Below are 19,609 nucleotides of genomic sequence, written 5' to 3' on the forward strand. Positions count from 1 at the left end.
CCCTTATTTCGGGCATACGCGGTTCTGTCGGGCTTCTCAGGCCGTACTCAGGAAGCTCTCATCAACGGTGGACAGAGTCATAGCCATGACCGACAGCCACCGCCGCGAAGGCGGGTACCACGAGGACCACCGCCCGACTCCGCCCGCGCCGGTGACCGCCGCCGGAGACGGCTTCCCGCCGCCGCCCGGATACCCGCCGGCCGCCCCCGGCTGGCACGAGGCGCACCAGCCCCCGGCCGGCCCGGCCACCCAGGTCATCCCCGGCGAGACGGTGGCCCGGTCGGCGGCCGAGGAGGAGGCCCCGCGGCGCGGCAGCCGGGCCCGGGCCCGCCGGCCGGTGGCCCTGCTGGCGGCCGTGGCCATTGCGGCGGCGGTGGTAGGCGGCGGCACGGCGGTCGCCGTCCAGCGGCTGCTGGGCCACCCGGCCGACGGCGGCGGCGGGTTCCTGAGCAGCCCCATCTCCGCCTCGGCCGGCCAGGGCACCGTCTCCGGGGTCGCCGAGCGGGTCAGCCCGTCGGTGGTCCGGATCGACACCCGCACCACGGGCGGCAGCGGCGGCACCGGCTCCGGCATCGTCCTCACCGCGGACGGCGAGATCGCCACCAACAACCATGTGATCAGCGGGGCCTCCGAGATCCAGGTGACGATGAGCGACGGGAAGAAGTACCAGGCCAAGGTGGTCGGCACCGACCCCGACAAGGACCTCGCCCTGATCAAGCTGGAGGGCGCGAGCGGCCTCACCCCGGCCAAGCTGGGCGACTCCGACCGGCTGAAGGTCGGTGACGAGGTGGTCGCCATCGGCTCCCCGGACCGGCTGACCGGCACCGTCACCAGCGGCATCGTCTCGGCCCTGGACCGCGAGGTGAACGTGCCCAAGTCCGACTCCGGACAGCAGCAGCGGGGCGGACAGGACGGCGGCGGCGGCCAGGGCGGCTGGCCGTTCTCCTTCGGCGGGCAGCAGTTCAACGGCGAGACCGGCTCCGACACCACCTCCTACCAGGCCATCCAGACCGACGCCTCGCTCAACCCGGGCAACTCGGGCGGCGCGCTGGTCAATCTGAACGGGGAGATCGTCGGCATGCCCTCGGCGATCTACTCGCCCGCCTCCGACGGCTCCAAGGCCGGCAGCGTCGGCCTCGGCTTCGCCATCCCGGTGAACACCATCAAGGCCGACCTGGACTCGCTCCGCAAGGGCGGCCCGGGGGGCACCGGCGGCACCGGCTCGGAGCAGGGCGGCGGCGACCGCGGCGACTCCTCCGACCCCGGGTTCGGCTTCGGCACCGGCTTCTAGGGCATCCCTCCCGGATCCCCGCACCCCTCCGCGCCCGGGATCCGGGCACCGCCACGGCCCGCCGTGGCACGCTGGAACGCACGGCGACGGCCTCATGGCCGCCGCCGCGCACCCATGTCACCCATGTCACGCATGACCATCCGTGTCACCCATCCCACCGCACCAGCCAGGGGGCCCAGTGAATCCCGCCGAAGGCGACCAGCAGCGGGTGCTCGTCGTGGACGACGAGCCCGCCGTCCGGGAGGCCCTGCGCCGCAGTCTCGCCTTCGAGGGGTACGGCACCGAGACCGCCGTGGACGGCCTCGACGCCCTCGACAAGGCCGCCGCCTACTCCCCCGACCTGATCGTGCTCGACATCCAGATGCCCCGGATGGACGGACTGACCGCCGCCCGCCGGCTGCGGGCCGCCGGCACCGTCACCCCGATCCTGATGCTCACCGCCCGCGACACCGTCGGCGACCGGGTCACCGGCCTCGACGCCGGCGCCGACGACTACCTGGTCAAACCCTTCGAGCTGGACGAGCTGTTCGCCCGGGTCCGGGCCCTGCTCCGGCGCAGCGCCTACGCCGCCGCGGCCGCCGCCCCGGCCGACGGCGCCGCCGAGGACGTCCTCGCCTTCGGCGACCTGCGCATGGACCTGGCCACCCGGGAGGTCACCCGGGGCGGCCGGGCCGTGGAACTGACCCGCACCGAGTTCACCCTGCTGGAGATGTTCCTGGCGCACCCCCGGCAGGTGCTGACCCGCGAGCAGATCCTCAAGACGGTCTGGGGCTTCGACTTCGAGCCCAGCTCCAACTCCCTGGACGTGTACGTGATGTACCTGCGGCGCAAGACCGAGGCGGGCGGTGAACCCCGCCTGGTGCACACCGTGCGCGGGGTCGGCTACGCCCTGCGGTCCGGCGACGGCGGGCCGGAGTGAGCCCGCTCGCCCCGGTCCGCAGGTTCCGGGCGCTGCCGCTGCGGTCCCGGCTGGCACTGCTGGTGGCCACCGCGGTGGCGGTGGCCGTGGCGGGCGTGGCCACGGTGGCCTGGTTCATGGTCCGCACCCAGCTGCGCAGCCAGCTGGACGACGCACTGCGCTCCACGGACGTCACCCAGGTCATCCAGGCGGTGCCGGCCCAGGGCTGTCTGTCGGCCCCGCCGACCACCGGGCCGGGCCAGTTCGTCGGCGATCTGAACCCGATCGTGCAGATCGGCCTGCCCAACGGCACGCACTGCTGGCTGGACGGCCGGGACACCCTGCCGGTCACCCGGATCGACAAGGAGATCGCGGCCGGGGAGCGCCCCGCCACCCTCTACGACTCCACCACGGTCGACGGCGAGCCGGTCCGGGTGTTCAGCCAGCCGCTGCCGGTCGAGATCCGTGCGGGGAACCAGCTGGTGAACCGGCTGGCGACGCTGTCGGTGGCCAAGCCGCTGGCCGACATCGACAAGCCGCTCAACACCCTGGCCTGGGTGCTGCTCCTGGTGTCCGGCGTCGGGGTGGTCGGCGCGGGCGCGGCCGGGCTGGTGGTGGCGCGGACCGGGCTGCGGCCGGTGGACGAACTGACCGGCGCGGTGGAGCACATCGCCCGGACCGAGGACCTGACCGTGCGGATCCCGGACGAGGGCGAGGACGAGATCGCCCGGCTGTCCCGGTCGTTCAACTCGATGACGGCGGCGCTGGCCTCCTCCCGGGACCGGCAGGCCCAGCTGATCGCCGACGCCGGGCACGAGCTGCGGACCCCGCTGACCTCGCTGCGCACCAACATCGAGCTGCTGGCCCGCAGCGAGGAGACCGGCCGGGCCATCCCGCCGGAGGACCGGCGGGAGCTGCTGGCCTCGGTGAAGGCGCAGATGACGGAACTGGCGGCGCTGATCGGGGACCTCCAGGAGCTGTCCCGGCCGGACGCGGCCGCGCCGGGTCCGCTCCAGGTGGTCCCGTTGCACGAGATCGCCGGGACGGCGCTGTCCCGCGTCCGGCTGCGCGGTCCGGAGCTGGAGTTCCGGGCCGACCTGGCCCCCTGGTACGTACGGGGGGAGGCGGCGGCGCTGGAGCGGGCGGTGGTCAACGTCCTGGACAACGCGGTGAAGTTCAGCCCGCCCGGGGGCACCGTCGAGGTGGTGCTCAGGGCCGGGGAGCTGACCGTACGCGACCGGGGTCCGGGGATCCCCGCCGAGGAGCTCCCGCACGTGTTCGAGCGGTTCTGGCGTTCGCAGACCGCCCGGGCGCTGCCGGGCAGCGGGCTGGGGCTGTCGATCGTGGACCGTACGGTCCGCAGGGCGGGCGGCAGCGCCGAGCTGCGGGCGCCGGGGGACGGCGGCCCGGGCACGGAGGCGGTGCTCCGCGTGCCGGGCGCGCCGACCCCGCCGCCGGGGGATCCGTCAGACCGGGTTGTGGGCGATCAGTGACTCGATGAACCCGCCGCGGGTGTTGGGGAAGTCCATCGGGACCACGCCCAGGCCGGTGCGGCCGGCCATCTCGGATCCGTTGACGAAGGAGTGGATCTGCGGGTTGAGGCGGTCGGCGTTCCAGCGCGGCGGCATGTAGGCGGCGGTGGAGACGTAGTTGACGAACAGCTTGCCGGGCTGCTGGACGGCCTTGCGGAAGTGGTTCTCGATCCGGCCGCGTTTGGCGAAGGGCTCGGTGTTGTAGTCGTCCTGGATGTCGTAGTGGGCGCCGTCGCCGTACCGCAGGCCGGGCAGGCCGCCGTTGTCGGCGAGCAGCACCACCTTGCCGCGGGCCTGGCCGAGGGAGGGCAGGGTGGAGCCGATGTGGAAGAGCGGGCGCCAGCCTCGGTTGTCGAGGTAGTCGTCGAAGACGGCGCGGAAGGCGGCGTCGCTCTCGCCGGAGTACTCCTGTTTGACGCGCATCAGCACGGTCTCGGTGGGGTGGGCGGCGAGGAAGTTCCAGCAGGAGACGAGGACGTCGCCGAACATCAGGTTCTGGAAGAAGGAGCCGTGGTGGATGGCGAAGGAGCCGCCGGTCAGCCGGCAGCGGACGTCCAGGAAGCGGATGCCGGCGTCGAGCTGGGCGCTGATCCCGATGGTCTGGCAGGCCACGTAGAGGCCGCCGTGCAGGGCGCCGGAGTCGTGGGTGCCGGGGATGGTGAGCCGCTGGAGGGGGGTGCCGTCGGCCACGCCCGCCATCCAGTCCCGGGTGCCGAGGGAGCGGGCCGCGGCGGGAGCGGCGGCCGCTCCGAGCCCTGCCGCGGCGGCTCCCGCCGTGACCGCTCCGACCAGAAATGTGCGCCTGTCCAGTGCCATGCCCGCCCCTTCGCCGGCTGCCGCGTCAGCCGGATTATGTCGTGCACAGGTCACATCTGACTACCCGTCGGTAGCCATCGGGCGTCCCCGGCGGGGCCCGGGAACGCCGGAAGGGGGCGGCGGTCCGGGTGGTCCCGGTCCGCCGCCCCCTTCCGGAACGGCCCCGCTTCCCGCGCCTACTTGATGACGGTGATCCGGTCGGCCGCCGGCGGCACGATCGGGTTCGCCGGCGAGGAGTTGTTCGTCAGGTAGGCGTTGAAGCAGTCCAGGTCGGACGCGCCCACCAGCTTGTTCTTGTGCTCCTTGAACACGGTGAACCCGTCACCGCCGCCCGCCAGGAACTCGTTCATCGCGACCCGGTAGGTCTTCGCCGGGTCGATCGGCGCACCGTTGAGCCGCACCGAGTCCACCACGACCCGGGCCGCGCCCGCCTTGGTCATGTCCAGGGTGTAGGTGAAGCCCTTGGAGACCTGGAGCACCTTCGGGCTCGCCTCGTTGACCGGGCCCGAAACCTGCTGCTGGAGCGCGGTCACCAGCTGCGCGCCGGTCAGGTCCACCACGTTCATCATGTTGGTGAACGGCTGCACGGTGAACGACTCCCCGTACGTCACCACACCGTCGCCCTCGGCCCCGGAGGCCGCGTAGGCCAGGTCGGAGCGGATACCGCCGGGGTTCATCAGGGCCAGCTGCGCGCCGCCCTTGTCCGCCGGGGCCAGCGCCTCCAGCTGGGCGTCGGCGATCAGGTCGCCGAGCGGCTTCTCGTACGCCGGGGAACCGCGGCCGGGGATGTCGGCCGAGATGAAGCCCTGCGGACGGTTGGCGATCGGCGCGGCCAGCACGTTCCAGCGGGCGATCAGGTCGGTCATGTCCTGGGCCTTGGGCTGCTCCCGGCCGACCAGCTTGTTGACCGGCTTCGGCGAGCTGACCGGGGTCCGGACGATGTCCTTGGACTTCAGGTCGTACGTCAGCGTGGTGTCCGTGAACAGCCGGCCGATGGAGGCCGCCGAGGTGACCGAGCGCGGGTTGCCCGCCGGGTCGGGGATGTTGCACGCGTACGCCTGGTGGGTGTGGCCGGTCACCAGCGCGTCGACCTTGGCGTCGACGTTCTTGGCGATGTCCACGATCGCGCCCGAGACGCCCGCGCCGGCACCCGGCACGTCGCAGTCGTAGTTGTAGGCGCCGCTGGCGGGCAGGCCGCCCTCGTGGATCAGGGCCACGATCGACTTCACGCCCTGCCGGTTGAGTTCGGCGGCGTACTTGTTGATCGTCTCGACCTCGTCGCCGAACTTCAGGCCCTTGACGCCTTCGGCGGTCACGATGTCCGGAGTGCCCTCCAGGGTCACCCCGATGAAACCGATCTTCACGTCGCCCTTCTTCCACACGAAGGTGGGCGACATCATCGGACGCTTGGTCTTCGCGTCCGTCACGTTGGCGGCGAGGTACTGGAACTCCGAGCCGAGGAAGGTCTTGCCGTACTCGTAGCAGCCCTCGACCGGGTGGCAGCCGCCGTACTGCATGCGGCGCAGCTCGGCCTTGCCCTCGTCGAACTCGTGGTTGCCGACGCTCGTCACGTCGAGGTCGAGCTTGTTCAGCGCCTCGATGGTGGGCTCGTCGTGGAAGAGACCGGACAGCATCGGGCTGCCGCCGATCATGTCACCGGCGGCGGCGGTGACGGAGTACTTGTGGCCCTTGCGGGCCTCGCGCAGGCTGGTCGCCAGGTACTCGACGCCACCGGCCGGTATGGCCTTCGTGGTTCCGTCGGCCTGACGCTCGGTCACGGTGCCGGACGAGCCCTGCGGGGGCTCCAGCGTGCCGTGGAAGTCGTTGAAGGACAGCAGCTGCACATCGACGGTCCTGCTCTTGCCGGCACCGCCACCACTCGTGGCCCCGGCCGGCAGCGCGGCGGCGACCATGGCTCCGGCGCCGGCCGTGACGGCGAGCGCCGCGAGGGTCAACCGTCGGGCTCGGCGGTGCCGTTGTGGTGTCGCTGACATCAGTTCCCCTTTGCGGACAGCGAACGTTCGGGAGGTGCCCGCAGCCTATGGTCAACGCGCGTAGCACGACAGGGGGTAACGGGTTACGGGGAGGTTGCGGTCGTAGGCTCGTCACATGACTGACGCAGCAGCGGCCGTGGAGCCGGGACGCCAGATTTCGACGTACGACGAACTGACGGAGGAACAGGCCGGATCGGTCCTCGCCCTCATCGAGGACGCCGCCCGCACGGACGGCACCACCGCTGTCTCCGAGCAGGGCCGGCTCCAGATCCGCGGCGGCCGGCGGCCCGGAATCCGCCACTTCCTCCTCACCGAGGGCGGCCGCCTCGCCGGTTACGCACAACTGGAGGACACCGACCCCATCGAGGCCCCGGCCACCGAACTGGTCGTCCACCCGGCCCTGCGGGGCCGCGGCCACGGCCGCGCCCTCGGCTCGGCGGTGCTCGCCGAGACCGGCAAGCGGGTGCGGGTCTGGGCGCACGGCGGCCGGCCCGCCGCCCGCCACCTCGCCCAGGTCCTCGGCCTCACCCTGTTCCGCGAACTCCGCCAGCTGCGCCGCCCGCTGGACGCCCCCGGCGCCCCGCCGCTCCCCGAGCCGGTCCTGCCGGCCGGGGTCACGGTCCGCACCTTCGTCCCCGGCGCCGACGACGCCGCCTGGCTCGCCGCGAACGCGGCGGCCTTCGCCCACCACCCCGAGCAGGGCTCCCTCACCCAGCTCGACCTCGACGACCGCAAGGCCCAGCCGTGGTTCGACCCGGCGGGCTTCTTCCTCGCCGAGCGGGACGGCGCGCTGGTCGGCTTCCACTGGACCAAGGTCCACCCGGCCGACTCCCCGGCCGAGGCCCTCGGCGAGGTCTACGTGGTGGGCGTACTGCCCGCCGCCCAGGGCGGCGGCCTGGGCAAGGCGCTCACCGCCGTCGGCCTCCGCCACCTGGCCGGGGCGGGCCTGCCCACCGCCATGCTCTACGTGGACGCCGACAACCCCGCCGCCCTGCGGGTCTACGAGTCCCTGGGCTTCACCACCCACGAGGTGGACCTGATGTACCGCACCGAATCCTGACCCCGGACCGGCCCCGGACCCGGCCCCGGACCCGTCCCCTGCCCGGCCCGCACCCGGCCCGTGCCCGCCCGGGCAGGGGCCGGGCCCGGGCCCCGGCCGCCGAGCGCGCAGCGGCATGGCTGCCTGGAAGCCATACGTTATTAACCGGGCATTCAGCCTCGCTTGCGACGCTCCCCCCTATGCAGCCCGGACTTCGACTGACCGCCGACCCGTCCGACGCGCCTGTCCTCCCGCGTGCGCGGAAGAATGGAGTCATGAGCCACCAGCCCGGCGCCAGCCCCTCCGAGGTCCCTGTCCAGCACTCCAAGACGGAGCGGAGCGCGAGGCTGGGTTCCATAGCCGCGCACCGCCCCCACGCCGATATCGAGCCCGATCTGGACGCCGATCTGGACGCCTACGAGGACCGGGAGGGCGGCGAGCTGCCCGCCGGCCGGTTCCTCGACCGGGAGCGCAGCTGGCTCGGGTTCAACGAGCGGGTGCTGGAGCTCGCCGAGGATCCGGCCACCCCGCTCCTCGAACGGGCTAACTTCCTCGCCATCTTCGCGAGCAACCTCGACGAGTTCTTCATGGTCCGGGTGGCCGGCCTCAAGCGCCGCATCGCGACCGGGGTCGCCACCCGCTCCGCCTCCGGACTTCAGCCCCGCGAGGTCCTGGAGGGCATCTGGACCCGCTCCCGCGAGCTCATGGCCCGGCACGCCGCCTGCTACCAGCAGGACGTGTCCCCGGCGCTCGCCGAGGAGGGCATCCACCTGATCCGCTGGCCGGACCTCACCGAGAAGGAGCAGGCCCGCCTCTTCACGCTGTTCCGGAACAAGATCTTCCCGGTGCTGACCCCGCTGGCCGTGGACCCCGCGCACCCCTTCCCGTACATCTCCGGCCTGTCCCTGAACCTGGCCGTGGTCGTCCGGAACCCGGTGAGCGGCCACCGGCACTTCGCCCGGGTCAAGGTGCCGCCCCTGCTGCCCCGTCTGCTGGAGGCCTCCCCGCAGCGCTACGTCCCCCTGGAGGACGTCATCGCCGCCCACCTGGAGGAGCTGTTCCCCGGGATGGAGGTCCTCGCCCACCACATGTTCCGGGTGACCCGCAACGAGGACCTGGAGGTGGAGGAGGACGACGCGGAGAACCTCCTCCAGGCCCTGGAGAAGGAGCTCATGCGGCGCCGCTTCGGCCCGCCGGTCCGCCTGGAGGTCGAGGAGTCCATCGACCCGGGCGTGCTGGACCTGCTGGTGCAGGAGCTGAAGGTGTCCGCCGCCGAGGTGTACCCGCTGCCCGGCCCGCTGGACCTGACCGGGCTCTTCGGGATCTCCTCGCTGGACCGGCCGGAGCTGAAGTACCCCAAGTTCATCGCCGGCACCCACCGCGACCTCGCCGAGGTCGAGTCGGCGTCCGCGCCCGACATCTTCGCGGCGCTGCGCGAACGGGACGTGCTGCTGCACCACCCGTACGACTCCTTCTCCACCTCCGTGCAGGCCTTCCTGGAGCAGGCGGCCGCCGACCCGGACGTGCTGGCGATCAAGCAGACCCTGTACCGCACCTCCGGCGACTCCCCGATAGTCGACGCACTGATCGACGCCGCCGAGTCCGGCAAGCAGGTCCTCGTCCTGGTCGAGATCAAGGCCCGGTTCGACGAGCAGGCCAACATCAAGTGGGCGCGGAAGCTGGAGGAGGCCGGCTGCCACGTGGTCTACGGCCTGGTCGGGCTGAAGACCCACTGCAAGCTGTCCCTGGTGGTCCGCCAGGAGGGCGAGACCCTGCGCCGCTACAGCCACGTCGGCACCGGGAACTACCACCCGAAGACGGCCCGGCTGTACGAGGACCTGGGGCTGCTCACCGCCGACCCGCAGGTCGGCGCGGACCTCTCCGACCTGTTCAACCGGCTGTCGGGCTATTCCCGCCGGGAGACCTACCGCCGGCTGCTGGTCGCCCCGCGCTCGCTCCGGGACGGCCTGATATCCCGGATCAACAAGGAGGCAGCCCACCACCGGGCCGGCCGGTCCGCCTACGTCCGGATCAAGGTCAACTCCATCGTCGACGAGGCCCTGATCGACTCCCTCTACCGGGCGTCCCAGGCGGGCGTGCCGGTGGACATCTGGGTGCGCGGCATCTGCGCCGTGCGCCCGGGGGTGACCGGGCTCTCGGAGAACATCCGGGTCCGCTCGGTCCTCGGCCGCTTCCTGGAGCACTCCCGGGTGTTCGCCTTCGGCAACGGCGGTGAGCCCGAGGTGTGGTTCGGCAGCGCCGACATGATGCACCGCAACCTCGACCGCCGCATCGAGGCCCTGGTCCGGGTCGCCGACCCGGCCCACCGCGCGGCCCTGGACCGGATGCTGGAGACCGGGATGTCCGACGCCACCGCCTCCTGGCACCTGGGGCCGGACGGCGAGTGGACCCGGCACGCCACCGATCCCGAGGGCCAGCCGCTGCGGCACGTACAGGAGATGCTCATAGACGCCCGGAGGCGCCGGCGTGGCTCAGCGAAACCATGACCTGACCGCCGCGGGGGCCGCCCTGGGCACCGCCCCACAGGCCCCCGCGGGCACGGCCGGGGAGGTGCTGAGCGCGTATCTGCGCGCCCAGGCCACCTGCTTCCTGCGCGGACTGCGGCTGCACGAGGAGAGCCGTTCGGACGCGGCGGAGGGCACCCTGGCGGCCCGCACCCTGCGCGGTGCGGCCCGCCGGATCAGCGGTTCGCTGGCCACCTTCCGGCCGGTCACCGAGTCCGGCTGGGCGGACGGCCTGCGGACCGAGCTGGTCTGGCTGTCCTCCACGCTGGCCGACGAGGACGCCTACGGCACCCGGCTGACCCGGCTGATGGACGCCCTGCACCGGCTGTCCGGCACCCCGGAGGTACCGGCCCCGCGCGGCAGCGCGGGAGCCCTGACGGTGGGCTCGGCCCGGGCCGGCGCCCTGCTGGAGCGGCAGCTGACGCTGGCCCGCACCCGCGCCCATTCGGCCACCCTGCAGGCCCTGGGCTCGGCCCGGTTCCACGCGGTGGCCGACGCGGTGGCGGTGCTGGCCTCCGAGGTGCAGTTGGACCGGGTGGCGGCGGCCGGCCCGGTCGGAGAGGTGCTCGTGCCGCTGGCCGCGCAGACCGAGAGCCGGCTGACCGCGGCGGTGTCGGCGCTGCCGCTGGTCCGGGCGGCCCACCCGTACAACGCGGACGCGCTGATCGAGGACTCGCACCAGGACGCGCCCTGGCACACGGTGCGCGGACTGCTGCGGGTGCACCGGTACGCCCGGGAGGCGCTGGGCGAGGACGTGGCCCGGCTGGCCGAGGCGGGCGAGGCCCTGAACCGGCACCGGGACGCCGCCGAGGCGGCCGCCGCCTCGGCCACGGCCGCGAACACCCCGCGGATCGCCCCGGCGACGGCGTACGCCCTCGGGGTGCTGCACGCCGACCAGCGGTACGAGGTGGAGGCCTCCCGCTTCGCCTTCCAGCAGATCTGGCTGCGGTCCCCCGTCTCCCTGTGACGGCGAGATCCGGCCACTCCCGCCCGTCCGGGCGGGAGTGGCCGCACGGTCTCCGTTCGATAACGGCCAGGTAACGCGAGATGACCCCCGGGCGCATCGGACCGGGACCGCACCATGCCGTCCGCCACGGTTCACCATCCGTTCACTCGCGACCGTCGGCCACTTCACCTGATCTGCCTAATTTCGGCAGTGCACGGTGCGAGTCCGCGGCGGAAGCGGATCCCCTCCGGGCGCATACGACGTAGTCCTCTTCGCACGCCGCCCCGATACAGAAAGCGGCCGGCGGCTCCTGGAAGGAACACCCGAAAGTGAAGCTTCAGCGCAAGAACATGCTTCGTGCCTCTGCCCTCGGGGCGCTTGTCGTGTCCGGCGCCCTGGTCCTCACGGCGTGCGGCTCGGACGACAACACGAAGAACACCGGGTCCAGCTCGGCCCCGGCCCCGGCCGCCGGCGACATCAAGTGCGACGGCGCCAAGGGCAAGCTGCTCGCCTCCGGCTCCTCCGCCCAGAAGAACGCGGTGGACCTGTGGATCAAGAACTACATGGCCGCCTGCTCCGGCGTCGAGGTGAACTACAAGTCCTCCTCCTCCGGTGAGGGCATCGTGGCCTTCAACCAGGGCACCGTCGGCTTCGCCGGCTCGGACTCGGCGCTGAAGCCCGAGGCCGTCGAAGAGTCCAAGAAGATCTGCACCGGCGGCCAGGGCATCAACCTGCCGATGGTCGGCGGCCCGATCGCCCTCGGCTTCAACGTCTCCGGCGTGGACAAGCTGAACCTGGACGCGGCCACCATCGCGAACATCTTCAACGACAAGATCAAGAAGTGGGACGACGAGGCGATCAAGAAGCTGAACCCCGGCGTCCAGCTCCCCTCGACCGCCATCCAGGCCTTCCACCGCTCCGAGGACTCGGGCACCACCGAGAACCTCGGCAAGTTCCTGAAGGCCACCGCCGGTGACGCGTGGCCGCACGAGCCCGCCAAGAAGTGGCCGGCCCCGGGTGGCCAGGCCGCGTCCGGCTCCTCCGGCGTCGCCGCCCAGGTCAAGCAGACCGACGGCGCCATCGGCTACTTCGAGCTCTCCTACGCCTCGGCCCAGGGCATCAAGACGGTCGACCTGAACACCGGTGCCGCCGCCCCGGTCGCCGCGACCGCCGAGAACGCCTCCAAGGCCATCGCCGCCGCCAAGATCGCCGGCACCGGCAAGGACCTGGCGCTGAAGCTCGACTACACCACCAAGGCCGACGGCGCCTACCCGATCGTCCTGGTGACGTACGAGATCGTCTGCGACAAGGGCAACAAGGCCGACACCCTGCCCACCGTCAAGTCCTTCCTGACCTACACGGCCTCGGACGCCGGCCAGAAGGTCCTGACGGACAAGGGCTACGCGCCCATCCCGGCCGAGATCAACGCGAAGGTCCGCGAGGTCGTCGCCTCGCTCGGCTAGTCGATCCCCGGCTGCCGGCCCTCCCCCGTCCGGGAGGGCCGGCACCGGGACTCCTCCCCCTCCACCCGGGGGATCCGGTGCACCGCCGCCAGGGGGCCTGCCCCCCACACAGACCGGAAAGAACATGGCTTCCACCACACCCACCCAGACAGACACGGCTCCGCCCGCTGTCACCCTGAGCAAGGGATCCACCGGCCGCGCCGGTGACAAGATCTTCGCCGGGCTCTCCAAGGGCTCCGGCATCCTGCTCCTGGTGATCATGGCGTCGATAGCCGTCTTCCTCACCTACCGGGCCTCGATAGCCCTGTCGAAGAACGAGGGCAACTTCCTCACCACCTTCGACTGGAACGCTTCCGCGACCCCCCCTGTCTTCGGCATCGCCGTCCTGCTCTTCGGCACCGTCGTCAGCTCGATCATCGCGATGGCCATCGCGGTTCCGATCGCCGTCGGCATCGCCCTCTTCATCTCGCACTACGCGCCCCGCAAGCTGGCCTCGCCGCTCGCCTACGTGGTCGACCTGCTGGCCGCCGTGCCCTCGATCGTCTACGGCATCTGGGGCGCGCTCTTCCTGGTCCCCCAGCTCAACGGCCTGAACCTCTGGCTGGACGAGTTCCTGGGCTGGACCTACGTCTTCGAGAAGACCCAGGTCGGCGTCGCCCGCTCGCTCTTCACCGTCGGCATCCTGCTCGCGATCATGATCCTGCCGATCGTGACCAGCGTCAGCCGCGAGGTCTTCCTCCAGGTCCCGCGGATGAACGAGGAGGCCGCACTGGCCCTCGGCGCCACCCGCTGGGAGGTCATCCGGATGTCGGTGCTGCCCTTCGGCCGCTCCGGGGTCATCTCCGCCTCGATGCTCGGCCTCGGCCGCGCCCTCGGCGAGACCATGGCCGTGGCCACCGTCCTCTCCCCGAGCTTCCTCATCTCGCTGCACGTGCTCAACCCGGGCGGCGGAACCTTCGCGCAGAACATCGCCGCCAAGTTCGACGAGGCCAACGAGTTCGGCCGGGACGCGCTGATCGCCTCCGGTCTGGTCCTCTTCCTGCTCACCCTGCTGGTCAACGGCGCCGCCCGCATCATCATCGCGCGCCGCAAGGAGTTCTCGGGGGCGAACGCCTGATGAGCCACGCACTTCAGGAGCAGCGCCCCACCCGTGGCCGCGCCTCCTCCGACAGCAGCCTCACCCGCGGCGGACTGCCGCGCTGGGCACCGGCCGGCATCGCCGTCCTCTCGGTGGCCCTCGGCGCCGGCATCGGCGCCGTCGCCGCCCTCGACAGCAAGGTCCAGTGGGGCCTGATCGCCGCCGTCCTGTTCGTCCTGATCACCTACACCGCCAGCTCGGTCGTCGAGAACCGCCGGCAGGCCAAGGACCGGGTCGCGACCTCCGTGATCTGGGTGTCCTTCGTCCTCGCCGTGATCCCGCTGCTCTCGCTGATCTCGGTCACCGTCAGCCGCGGCATGGAGGCCCTCAGCCCGGCCTTCCTCAGCCACTCGATGAACGGCATCACCGCCTTCGACGAGGGCGGCGGCGTCTACCACGCGCTGCTCGGCACCATCGAGCAGGTCGCCCTGGCCACCCTGATCGCCGCGCCGATCGGCCTGCTGACCGCCGTCTACCTGGTCGAGTACGGCCGGGGCGGGCTCGCCAAGGCCGTCACCTTCTTCGTCGACGTGATGACCGGCATCCCGTCCATCGTCGCGGGCCTGTTCATCCTCACGACCTGGAACCTGATGCTGGGCTTCGGCCCCTCCGGGTTCGCGGGCTCGATGGCCCTGTCGATCCTGATGATGCCCGTGGTGGTCCGCTCCACCGAGGAGATGCTCAAGCTCGTACCGAACGAGCTCCGCGAGGCCTCCCTCGCCCTGGGCGTGCCGAAGTGGCGCACCATCCTCAAGGTCGTCCTCCCCACCGCCATCGGCGGCATCTCCACCGGTGTCATGCTGGCCGTGGCACGCATCGCCGGTGAGACGGCCCCCATCATGCTCCTGGTCTTCGGCGCCCAGCTGATCAACAACAACCCCTTCGAAGGCGCGCAGTCCTCGCTCCCCCTCTACATCTGGGAGCAGTACAAGGTCGGCAGTGAAGCCTCCTACGACCGGGCCTGGGCCGCTGCCCTCGTCCTGATCGCCTTCGTCATGATCCTCAATCTGGTGGCCCGCGGCATCGCCCGCTGGAAGGCCCCGAAGACCGGCCGCTGAGGCCACCGAAAAGAGCAGTGATTCCCATGGCCAAGCGCATCGACGTCTCCGGTCTCTCCGCCTTCTACGGCACCCACAAGGCCATCGACGACATCTCGATGACCGTGGAGCCCCGCTCCGTGACCGCCTTCATCGGCCCGTCCGGCTGCGGCAAGTCCACCTTCCTCCGCACCCTCAACCGCATGCACGAGGTCACCCCCGGCGGCCGCGTGGAGGGCAAGGTCCTGCTGGACGACGAGAACCTCTACGGCACGGGCGTGGACCCGGTCGCGGTCCGCCGCACGGTCGGCATGGTCTTCCAGCGCCCGAACCCCTTCCCCACCATGTCGATCTTCGACAACGTGGCGGCCGGCCTCCGTCTGAACGGCAAGTTCAAGAAGGCCGAGCTGGAGGCGGTCGTCGAGCGCTCCCTGAAGGGCGCCAACCTCTGGAACGAGGTCAAGGACCGCCTGAACAAGCCGGGCTCCGGCCTCTCCGGCGGCCAGCAGCAGCGTCTGTGCATCGCCCGCGCCATCGCGGTGCAGCCGCAGGTCCTGCTGATGGACGAGCCCTGCTCGGCCCTGGACCCGATCTCCACCCTCGCCATCGAGGACCTGATCGGGGAGCTGAAGGAGCAGTTCACGATCGTCATCGTGACGCACAACATGCAGCAGGCGGCCCGCGTCTCGGACCGCACCGCCTTCTTCAACCTGGCGGCCGTGGGCCAGCCCGGCAAGCTGATCGAGATCGACGACACCGAGCGGATCTTCTCCAACCCGTCCGTCCAGGCCACCGAGGACTACATCTCGGGCCGCTTCGGCTAGACCGAACGCCCCGGATGTCCCAGACGTCCTGCGGTGCTGCATGGCGGTGCCACCGCAAGGCGAAAGAAAAGGGCCGGCTCCCCCTGGGTGGGGGGAGCCGGCCCACTTTCGTACGCGGCCGGGTGCGTCGGCCGAAGGCCGTCCGGTCGCTAGACGAAGGCCAGGTTGACGACCCAGAAGCACAGCGCGGCCACCAGTGCCGCCGCCGGCATGGTGATGAACCATCCCATGATGATGTTCTTGGCCACGCCCCAGCGGACCGCGTTGACCCGCTTGGTCGCCCCCACACCCATGATCGCCGAGGTGATCACGTGCGTGGTCGAGATCGGCGCGTGGAACAGGAACGCGGACCCGAACATGATCGAGGCGCCGGTGGTCTCGGCGGCGAACCCCTGCGGCGGGTCCAGCTCGATGATCTTCCGTCCGAGGGTCCGCATGATCCGCCAGCCGCCCGCGTAGGTGCCCAGCGACAGCATCACGGCACAGGCGATCTTCACCCAGACCGGGATCGGGTCCCCGGGACCCTCCACATCGGCGATGACCAGGGCCATCACCACGATGCCCATGGTCTTCTGGGCGTCCTGCAGACCGTGCCCGAGGGCCATGCCGGCCGCGGAGACCGTCTGGGCGATGCGGAAGCCCCGCTTGGCCCGGTGCGGGTTGGCGCGCCGGAACATCCACAGGATGGCCACCATCACCAGGTAACCGGCGACCAGGCCGACCACCGGGGAGACGAACATCGGGATGACGACCTTCTCGACCACCCCGCTCCAGATCACCTCGGTGCCGCCGGCCAGCGCCGCGCCCACCATGCCGCCGAACAGGGCGTGCGAGGAGGAGGAGGGCAGTCCGAAGTACCAGGTGATCAGGTTCCACACGATCGCCCCGACCAGCGCGGCGAACAGGATCCACATGCCCCGGTTGCCGTGGGGCGTCTCGATCAGGCCCTCGCTGACGGTCTTGGCGACCCCGCTGCCCAGGAAGGCGCCGGCGAGGTTCATCACCGCGGCCATCGCCAGGGCCGCCCGCGGGGTCAGCGCCCGTGTGGAGACCGAGGTGGCGATGGCGTTGGCGGAGTCGTGGAAGCCGTTGGTATAGGTGAATCCGAGCGCGACACCAATGGTCACGACCAGTGCAAAGGTGTCCACGTGGTTCAGGACTCCTTGACCGCGATGGTCTCCACGGTGTTCGCGACGTGCTCGAACGCGTCGGCCGCCTCCTCAAGCACATCCACGATCTGCTTGAGCTTGAGCACCTCGATGGCGTCGTACTTGCCGTTGAACAGCTGGGCGAGCAGCTTGCGGTGGATCTGGTCGGCCTGGTTCTCCAGCCGGTTGACCTCGATCCAGTACTCGGTGAGGTTGTCCATGGTCCGCAGGTGCGGCATGGCCTCGGCGGTCAGCTCCGCGGCCCGGGCCAGCACCTCGATCTGCTGCTCGACGCCCTTGGGCAGTTCCTCCACGTTGTAGAGGACGACCAGGTCGACGGCCTCCTCCATGAAGTCCATGATGTCGTCGAGCGAGGACGCCAGGTTGTAGATGTCCTCGCGGTCGAACGGCGTGATGAAGGAGGAGTTCAGCTGGTGGAAGATCGCGTGGGTCGCGTCGTCCCCCGCGTGCTCCGCCGCCCGCATCCGCTCCGCGATCTCGACCCGGGCGGACGAGTCCGCTCCGAGCAGTTCCATCAGGAGCTTGGAGCCCGTGACGATGTTGTCCGCGGACGCGGCGAACATGTCGTAGAAGCTCGTCTCCCTGGGGGTCAGACGAAATCGCACGTGAGGTCCTCGGGGTGCATGGGATTCGGACAGGCTGATGCTAGGCGCATCCTCCGGCCACGGCTAACCGGCAGTTCCCCAGTGTCCTCCATCAGGCAGAGTGAGGACACCGGGCCCCCGCCCCTCAGGGCGAAAGCCCGCTACCCTATACCCACGAGGGGTATATCCGGGCGGTATGCCCCCTCGTTCGCGGACCACACGGGAGGCGCCATGACGACCACCGAGACCGAGACCGACCAGCCGGAACCGGCCACCCCCGCGGCGGTGCACGGCTACCACCACCAGAAGGACGAGCACCTCAAGCGGCTCCGCCGGATCGAGGGCCAGATCCGCGGCCTCCAGCGGCTGGTCGACGAGGACGTCTACTGCATCGACATACTCACCCAGGTCTCGGCGAGCACGAAGGCCCTCCAGTCCTTCGCCCTCCAGCTGCTGGAGGAGCACCTGCGGCACTGCGTGGCCGACGCCGCCGTCAAGGGCGGAGCCGAGATCGACGCCAAGGTCGAAGAGGCCACCAAGGCCATCGCCCGCCTCCTGCGCACCTGACCGTGGCCGGCACGGGCAACCGGTCCAGGTCGGGGAGCCGATCCGGGAAGGGGATCAGCCGCAGACGCCGAGCAGCACCTCGTCGATGCGGTCCTGGCTGAGCCGGTCCTCCAGGGCCGCCGAGGCCGCGATGATCAGCTCACCGCACAGCTCGATCTCGGCGAGGGCCACGTGATCCTGCACTGTCGCACTGCCTGCGGGAGTCACGCGTGTCACCCTCTCTCTACCGGAACCGACGTCCCAGCGTAGGGACGCGAGGTCTCCGTGCGCATGACACGGATGGACCATTTCCGGATACCCGCCATGGCCAGAACCCGCCGGGTGCCACCGCCCCGTCGACGGTGCCGGAACACCGGCCGCGGACGGGACCGGTGGACCTCGGCCCGCGACCTCGGCCCGCGATCTCGGCCCGCGACCTCGGTCCGCGATCTCAGCCCGCGACCCTCAGTCCGCGATCTTCCCGGCGTAGATGTCCGCACTCGCCGGCAGCACCACGGTCACCGGAGTCCCGAACCCGTAGAGCAGGGTGGTCGAGGACACGTCGATCACCCCGTTGTTGACGTAGGTGAACCGGTGCCGGACCTTCCGCAGCCGACCGTCCTCGTCCAGATAGGCGTCGAACGGGACCGCGTCCGTGCTGAACCCTTTCGCCGCCGCCTCCAGCGCCCCGCGCACCTGCGGGGAGGCACTGCGGGCGGCCCGCGCGATGTCGGTGGTGCCCCGGTAGTGCCGCACCCTGGTGCCGGAGAGCTCGGTCTCACCGACGTACGTCACCCGGTCCGCGCCCCGCAGCAGCTCGGCCGCCGTCAGCGGGTCGGTGGCCCCGCCGGTGACCAGGTTCCCGTCCGCGAGGGTGGTGGTGTCCACCCGCACCCACTTGTCGGCGGGCACCCCGGCGCCCCGGTTCTTCATGTAGAGCGCCCCGGGCGCCAGCAGCTCGGTGATCGGCCGGTGGCCCGGCTTGCCGGTCACGTCGGCGGGCAGCATCACCAGCAGCTGCCCCATCCGGTTCCGGAAGTCCACTCCGCCCTCGCCCCGGATGGTGACCCGGGTGCCGCCGGTGGCCATCTCCATCGCGGTCCGGGCCCGGGCGCTCCCGGTACGGGTCAGAACATCCGCCGCGGCCCGTACGGCGGCCGCCCCGTCCTCCGCCGAGGGCTCCTCCGTCCCGCACCCGGTCGTGGCCGCCAGAGCCGCGAGGACGGCCAGGGCCGTCGCCGGGACCCGCCTGTGCCGGTGCTCCACCATCGCCTGCCAACCCCCAACGCATGACCGCTGTTAGCCCGGGACCCAGCCCGTTCCGCTTAACGAGGACCGGGGTTGCCCGTCACGGCCGCCCGGGGGACATGCACCCCATCGGGAACCGGTGACGGGCCCTCGGGAACCGCGCGGTGGCCAGGTACCGTGGAGTCGTGGACCCGCAGACCCGAGCGCACCCCGTCCCTCCACTTGCGGCCGTGCCCGCCCACCGCGCCGAAACCGTCGAGCGCGGGGCCTTCGCCGTGGCCCGCTGCGACTGCGGCTGGCGCGGCCCGGCCCGCCGCTCCCGCGACAAAGCCCGCGAAGACGCCGCCACCCACCCCGCCGACTGACCGCCCCGCCCCGCGCCGGCGCACCACCGCGGCCCGGAGCCTCGCGCGGGGCGTGGTGCCCGCGCACCGCACGTTGCCCGTGCGGCACACCCTGACCCCACGCGGGGGGGGGCACCCACCGTCTGGGGCATGAGCCCGTCTCCCGGCGCATCGCGCCTGCGGCGCAAGCCCGCCCCCACCCGGATACGAGCCCA

18 protein-coding genes are annotated in these 19,609 nt (G+C 71.5%); 12 read left to right on the forward strand and 6 right to left on the reverse strand.

The features are described from left to right. The first annotated feature begins 85 nt into the window (after positions 1–85). The 3 genes from ACZ50K_RS14600 to ACZ50K_RS14610 all read left to right on the forward strand — a co-directional run bounded on the left by ACZ50K_RS14600 (position 86) and on the right by ACZ50K_RS14610 (position 3,682). Entirely contained in the window at positions 86–1,291 is a 1,206-nt protein-coding gene (locus tag ACZ50K_RS14600; protein WP_468902292.1) for a S1C family serine protease, read from the forward strand. Positions 1,292–1,469: 178 nt separating this feature from the next. Beyond that, positions 1,470–2,210, forward strand: coding sequence for a response regulator transcription factor (locus ACZ50K_RS14605; protein ID WP_468902294.1), 741 nt, complete (start codon positions 1,470–1,472; stop codon positions 2,208–2,210). Then, entirely contained in the window at positions 2,207–3,682 is a 1,476-nt protein-coding gene (locus tag ACZ50K_RS14610) for a HAMP domain-containing sensor histidine kinase (RefSeq protein ID WP_468902300.1), read from the forward strand. Before ACZ50K_RS14605 ends, ACZ50K_RS14610 begins: the two co-directional genes overlap by 4 nt. Here the strand turns inward: ACZ50K_RS14610 and ACZ50K_RS14615 are convergent. Beyond that, entirely contained in the window at positions 3,656–4,537 is an 882-nt protein-coding gene (locus ACZ50K_RS14615) for a phosphatidylinositol-specific phospholipase C (protein ID WP_468902303.1), read from the reverse strand. The two genes, ACZ50K_RS14610 and ACZ50K_RS14615, sit on opposite strands and share 27 nt — an antisense overlap. A 176-nt stretch (positions 4,538–4,713) precedes the next feature. After that, on the reverse strand, positions 4,714–6,531 hold the full coding sequence (locus ACZ50K_RS14620; RefSeq protein ID WP_468902304.1) for a bifunctional metallophosphatase/5'-nucleotidase: 1,818 nt from the start codon (positions 6,529–6,531) through the stop codon (positions 4,714–4,716). A 115-nt stretch (positions 6,532–6,646) separates the two neighbouring features. Between ACZ50K_RS14620 and mshD the strand changes: the two genes are divergently transcribed. The 7 genes from mshD (at position 6,647) to pstB (ending at position 15,503) form a co-directional block, all read left to right on the forward strand. Next, entirely contained in the window at positions 6,647–7,591 is a 945-nt protein-coding gene (gene mshD / locus ACZ50K_RS14625; protein ID WP_468902307.1) for a mycothiol synthase, read from the forward strand. A gap of 254 nt (positions 7,592–7,845) precedes the next feature. Next, positions 7,846–10,077, forward strand: coding sequence for an RNA degradosome polyphosphate kinase (locus ACZ50K_RS14630; protein ID WP_468902310.1), 2,232 nt, complete (start codon positions 7,846–7,848; stop codon positions 10,075–10,077). Then, on the forward strand, positions 10,058–11,062 hold the full coding sequence (locus ACZ50K_RS14635) for a CHAD domain-containing protein (RefSeq protein ID WP_468902312.1): 1,005 nt from the start codon (positions 10,058–10,060) through the stop codon (positions 11,060–11,062). Before ACZ50K_RS14630 ends, ACZ50K_RS14635 begins: the two co-directional genes overlap by 20 nt. Positions 11,063–11,370: 308 nt before the next feature. Beyond that, positions 11,371–12,504 (forward strand): phosphate ABC transporter substrate-binding protein PstS, encoded by a 1,134-nt coding sequence (gene pstS / locus ACZ50K_RS14640; protein WP_468902315.1) that lies wholly within the window; start codon positions 11,371–11,373, stop codon positions 12,502–12,504. 124 nt (positions 12,505–12,628) lie between these two features. Further along, positions 12,629–13,621, forward strand: coding sequence for a phosphate ABC transporter permease subunit PstC (gene pstC / locus ACZ50K_RS14645; protein WP_468902317.1), 993 nt, complete (start codon positions 12,629–12,631; stop codon positions 13,619–13,621). Beyond that, positions 13,621–14,700, forward strand: a complete 1,080-nt coding sequence (gene pstA / locus ACZ50K_RS14650; RefSeq protein ID WP_468902319.1) for a phosphate ABC transporter permease PstA — start codon at positions 13,621–13,623, stop codon at positions 14,698–14,700. Before pstC ends, pstA begins: the two co-directional genes overlap by 1 nt. A gap of 26 nt (positions 14,701–14,726) precedes the next feature. Continuing rightward, positions 14,727–15,503, forward strand: coding sequence for a phosphate ABC transporter ATP-binding protein PstB (gene pstB / locus ACZ50K_RS14655; RefSeq protein ID WP_468902322.1), 777 nt, complete (start codon positions 14,727–14,729; stop codon positions 15,501–15,503). A 149-nt stretch (positions 15,504–15,652) separates the two neighbouring features. Here pstB and ACZ50K_RS14660 read toward each other — a convergent pair whose 3' ends face one another. Together ACZ50K_RS14660 and ACZ50K_RS14665 are read right to left on the reverse strand one after the other, a co-directional pair. Next, a complete protein-coding gene (locus ACZ50K_RS14660; protein WP_468902325.1) occupies positions 15,653–16,651 on the reverse strand; it encodes an inorganic phosphate transporter in 999 nt (332 codons plus the stop codon). A gap of 5 nt (positions 16,652–16,656) precedes the next feature. After that, a complete protein-coding gene (locus ACZ50K_RS14665) occupies positions 16,657–17,277 on the reverse strand; it encodes a DUF47 domain-containing protein (protein ID WP_033225924.1) in 621 nt (206 codons plus the stop codon). Positions 17,278–17,487: 210 nt separating this feature from the next. Between ACZ50K_RS14665 and ACZ50K_RS14670 the strand changes: the two genes are divergently transcribed. Beyond that, positions 17,488–17,823 carry a metal-sensitive transcriptional regulator gene (locus ACZ50K_RS14670; protein ID WP_468902328.1) on the forward strand — a complete coding sequence of 112 codons (336 nt, stop codon included), beginning with the start codon at positions 17,488–17,490 and terminating at the stop codon, positions 17,821–17,823. Between the two features lie 54 nt (positions 17,824–17,877). On the opposite strand, the gene ACZ50K_RS14675 is transcribed toward ACZ50K_RS14670, so the two are convergent. Both ACZ50K_RS14675 and ACZ50K_RS14680 read right to left on the reverse strand, forming a co-directional pair. Further along, on the reverse strand, positions 17,878–18,006 hold the full coding sequence (locus ACZ50K_RS14675) for a hypothetical protein (protein ID WP_468902449.1): 129 nt from the start codon (positions 18,004–18,006) through the stop codon (positions 17,878–17,880). A gap of 261 nt (positions 18,007–18,267) precedes the next feature. After that, the gene (locus ACZ50K_RS14680; protein WP_468902331.1) at positions 18,268–19,071 is read right to left on the reverse strand and encodes an SCO4651 family lipoprotein; all 804 of its coding nucleotides are present in this window, start codon (positions 19,069–19,071) and stop codon (positions 18,268–18,270) included. Positions 19,072–19,235: 164 nt separating this feature from the next. Here ACZ50K_RS14680 and ACZ50K_RS14685 point away from each other — a divergent pair, with 164 nt between their 5' ends. Further along, positions 19,236–19,415 carry a hypothetical protein gene (locus ACZ50K_RS14685; protein ID WP_468902333.1) on the forward strand — a complete coding sequence of 60 codons (180 nt, stop codon included), beginning with the start codon at positions 19,236–19,238 and terminating at the stop codon, positions 19,413–19,415. The last annotated feature ends 194 nt before the right edge of the window (positions 19,416–19,609 follow it).

The organism is Streptomyces sp. NPDC033845 (genome assembly GCF_055576225.1).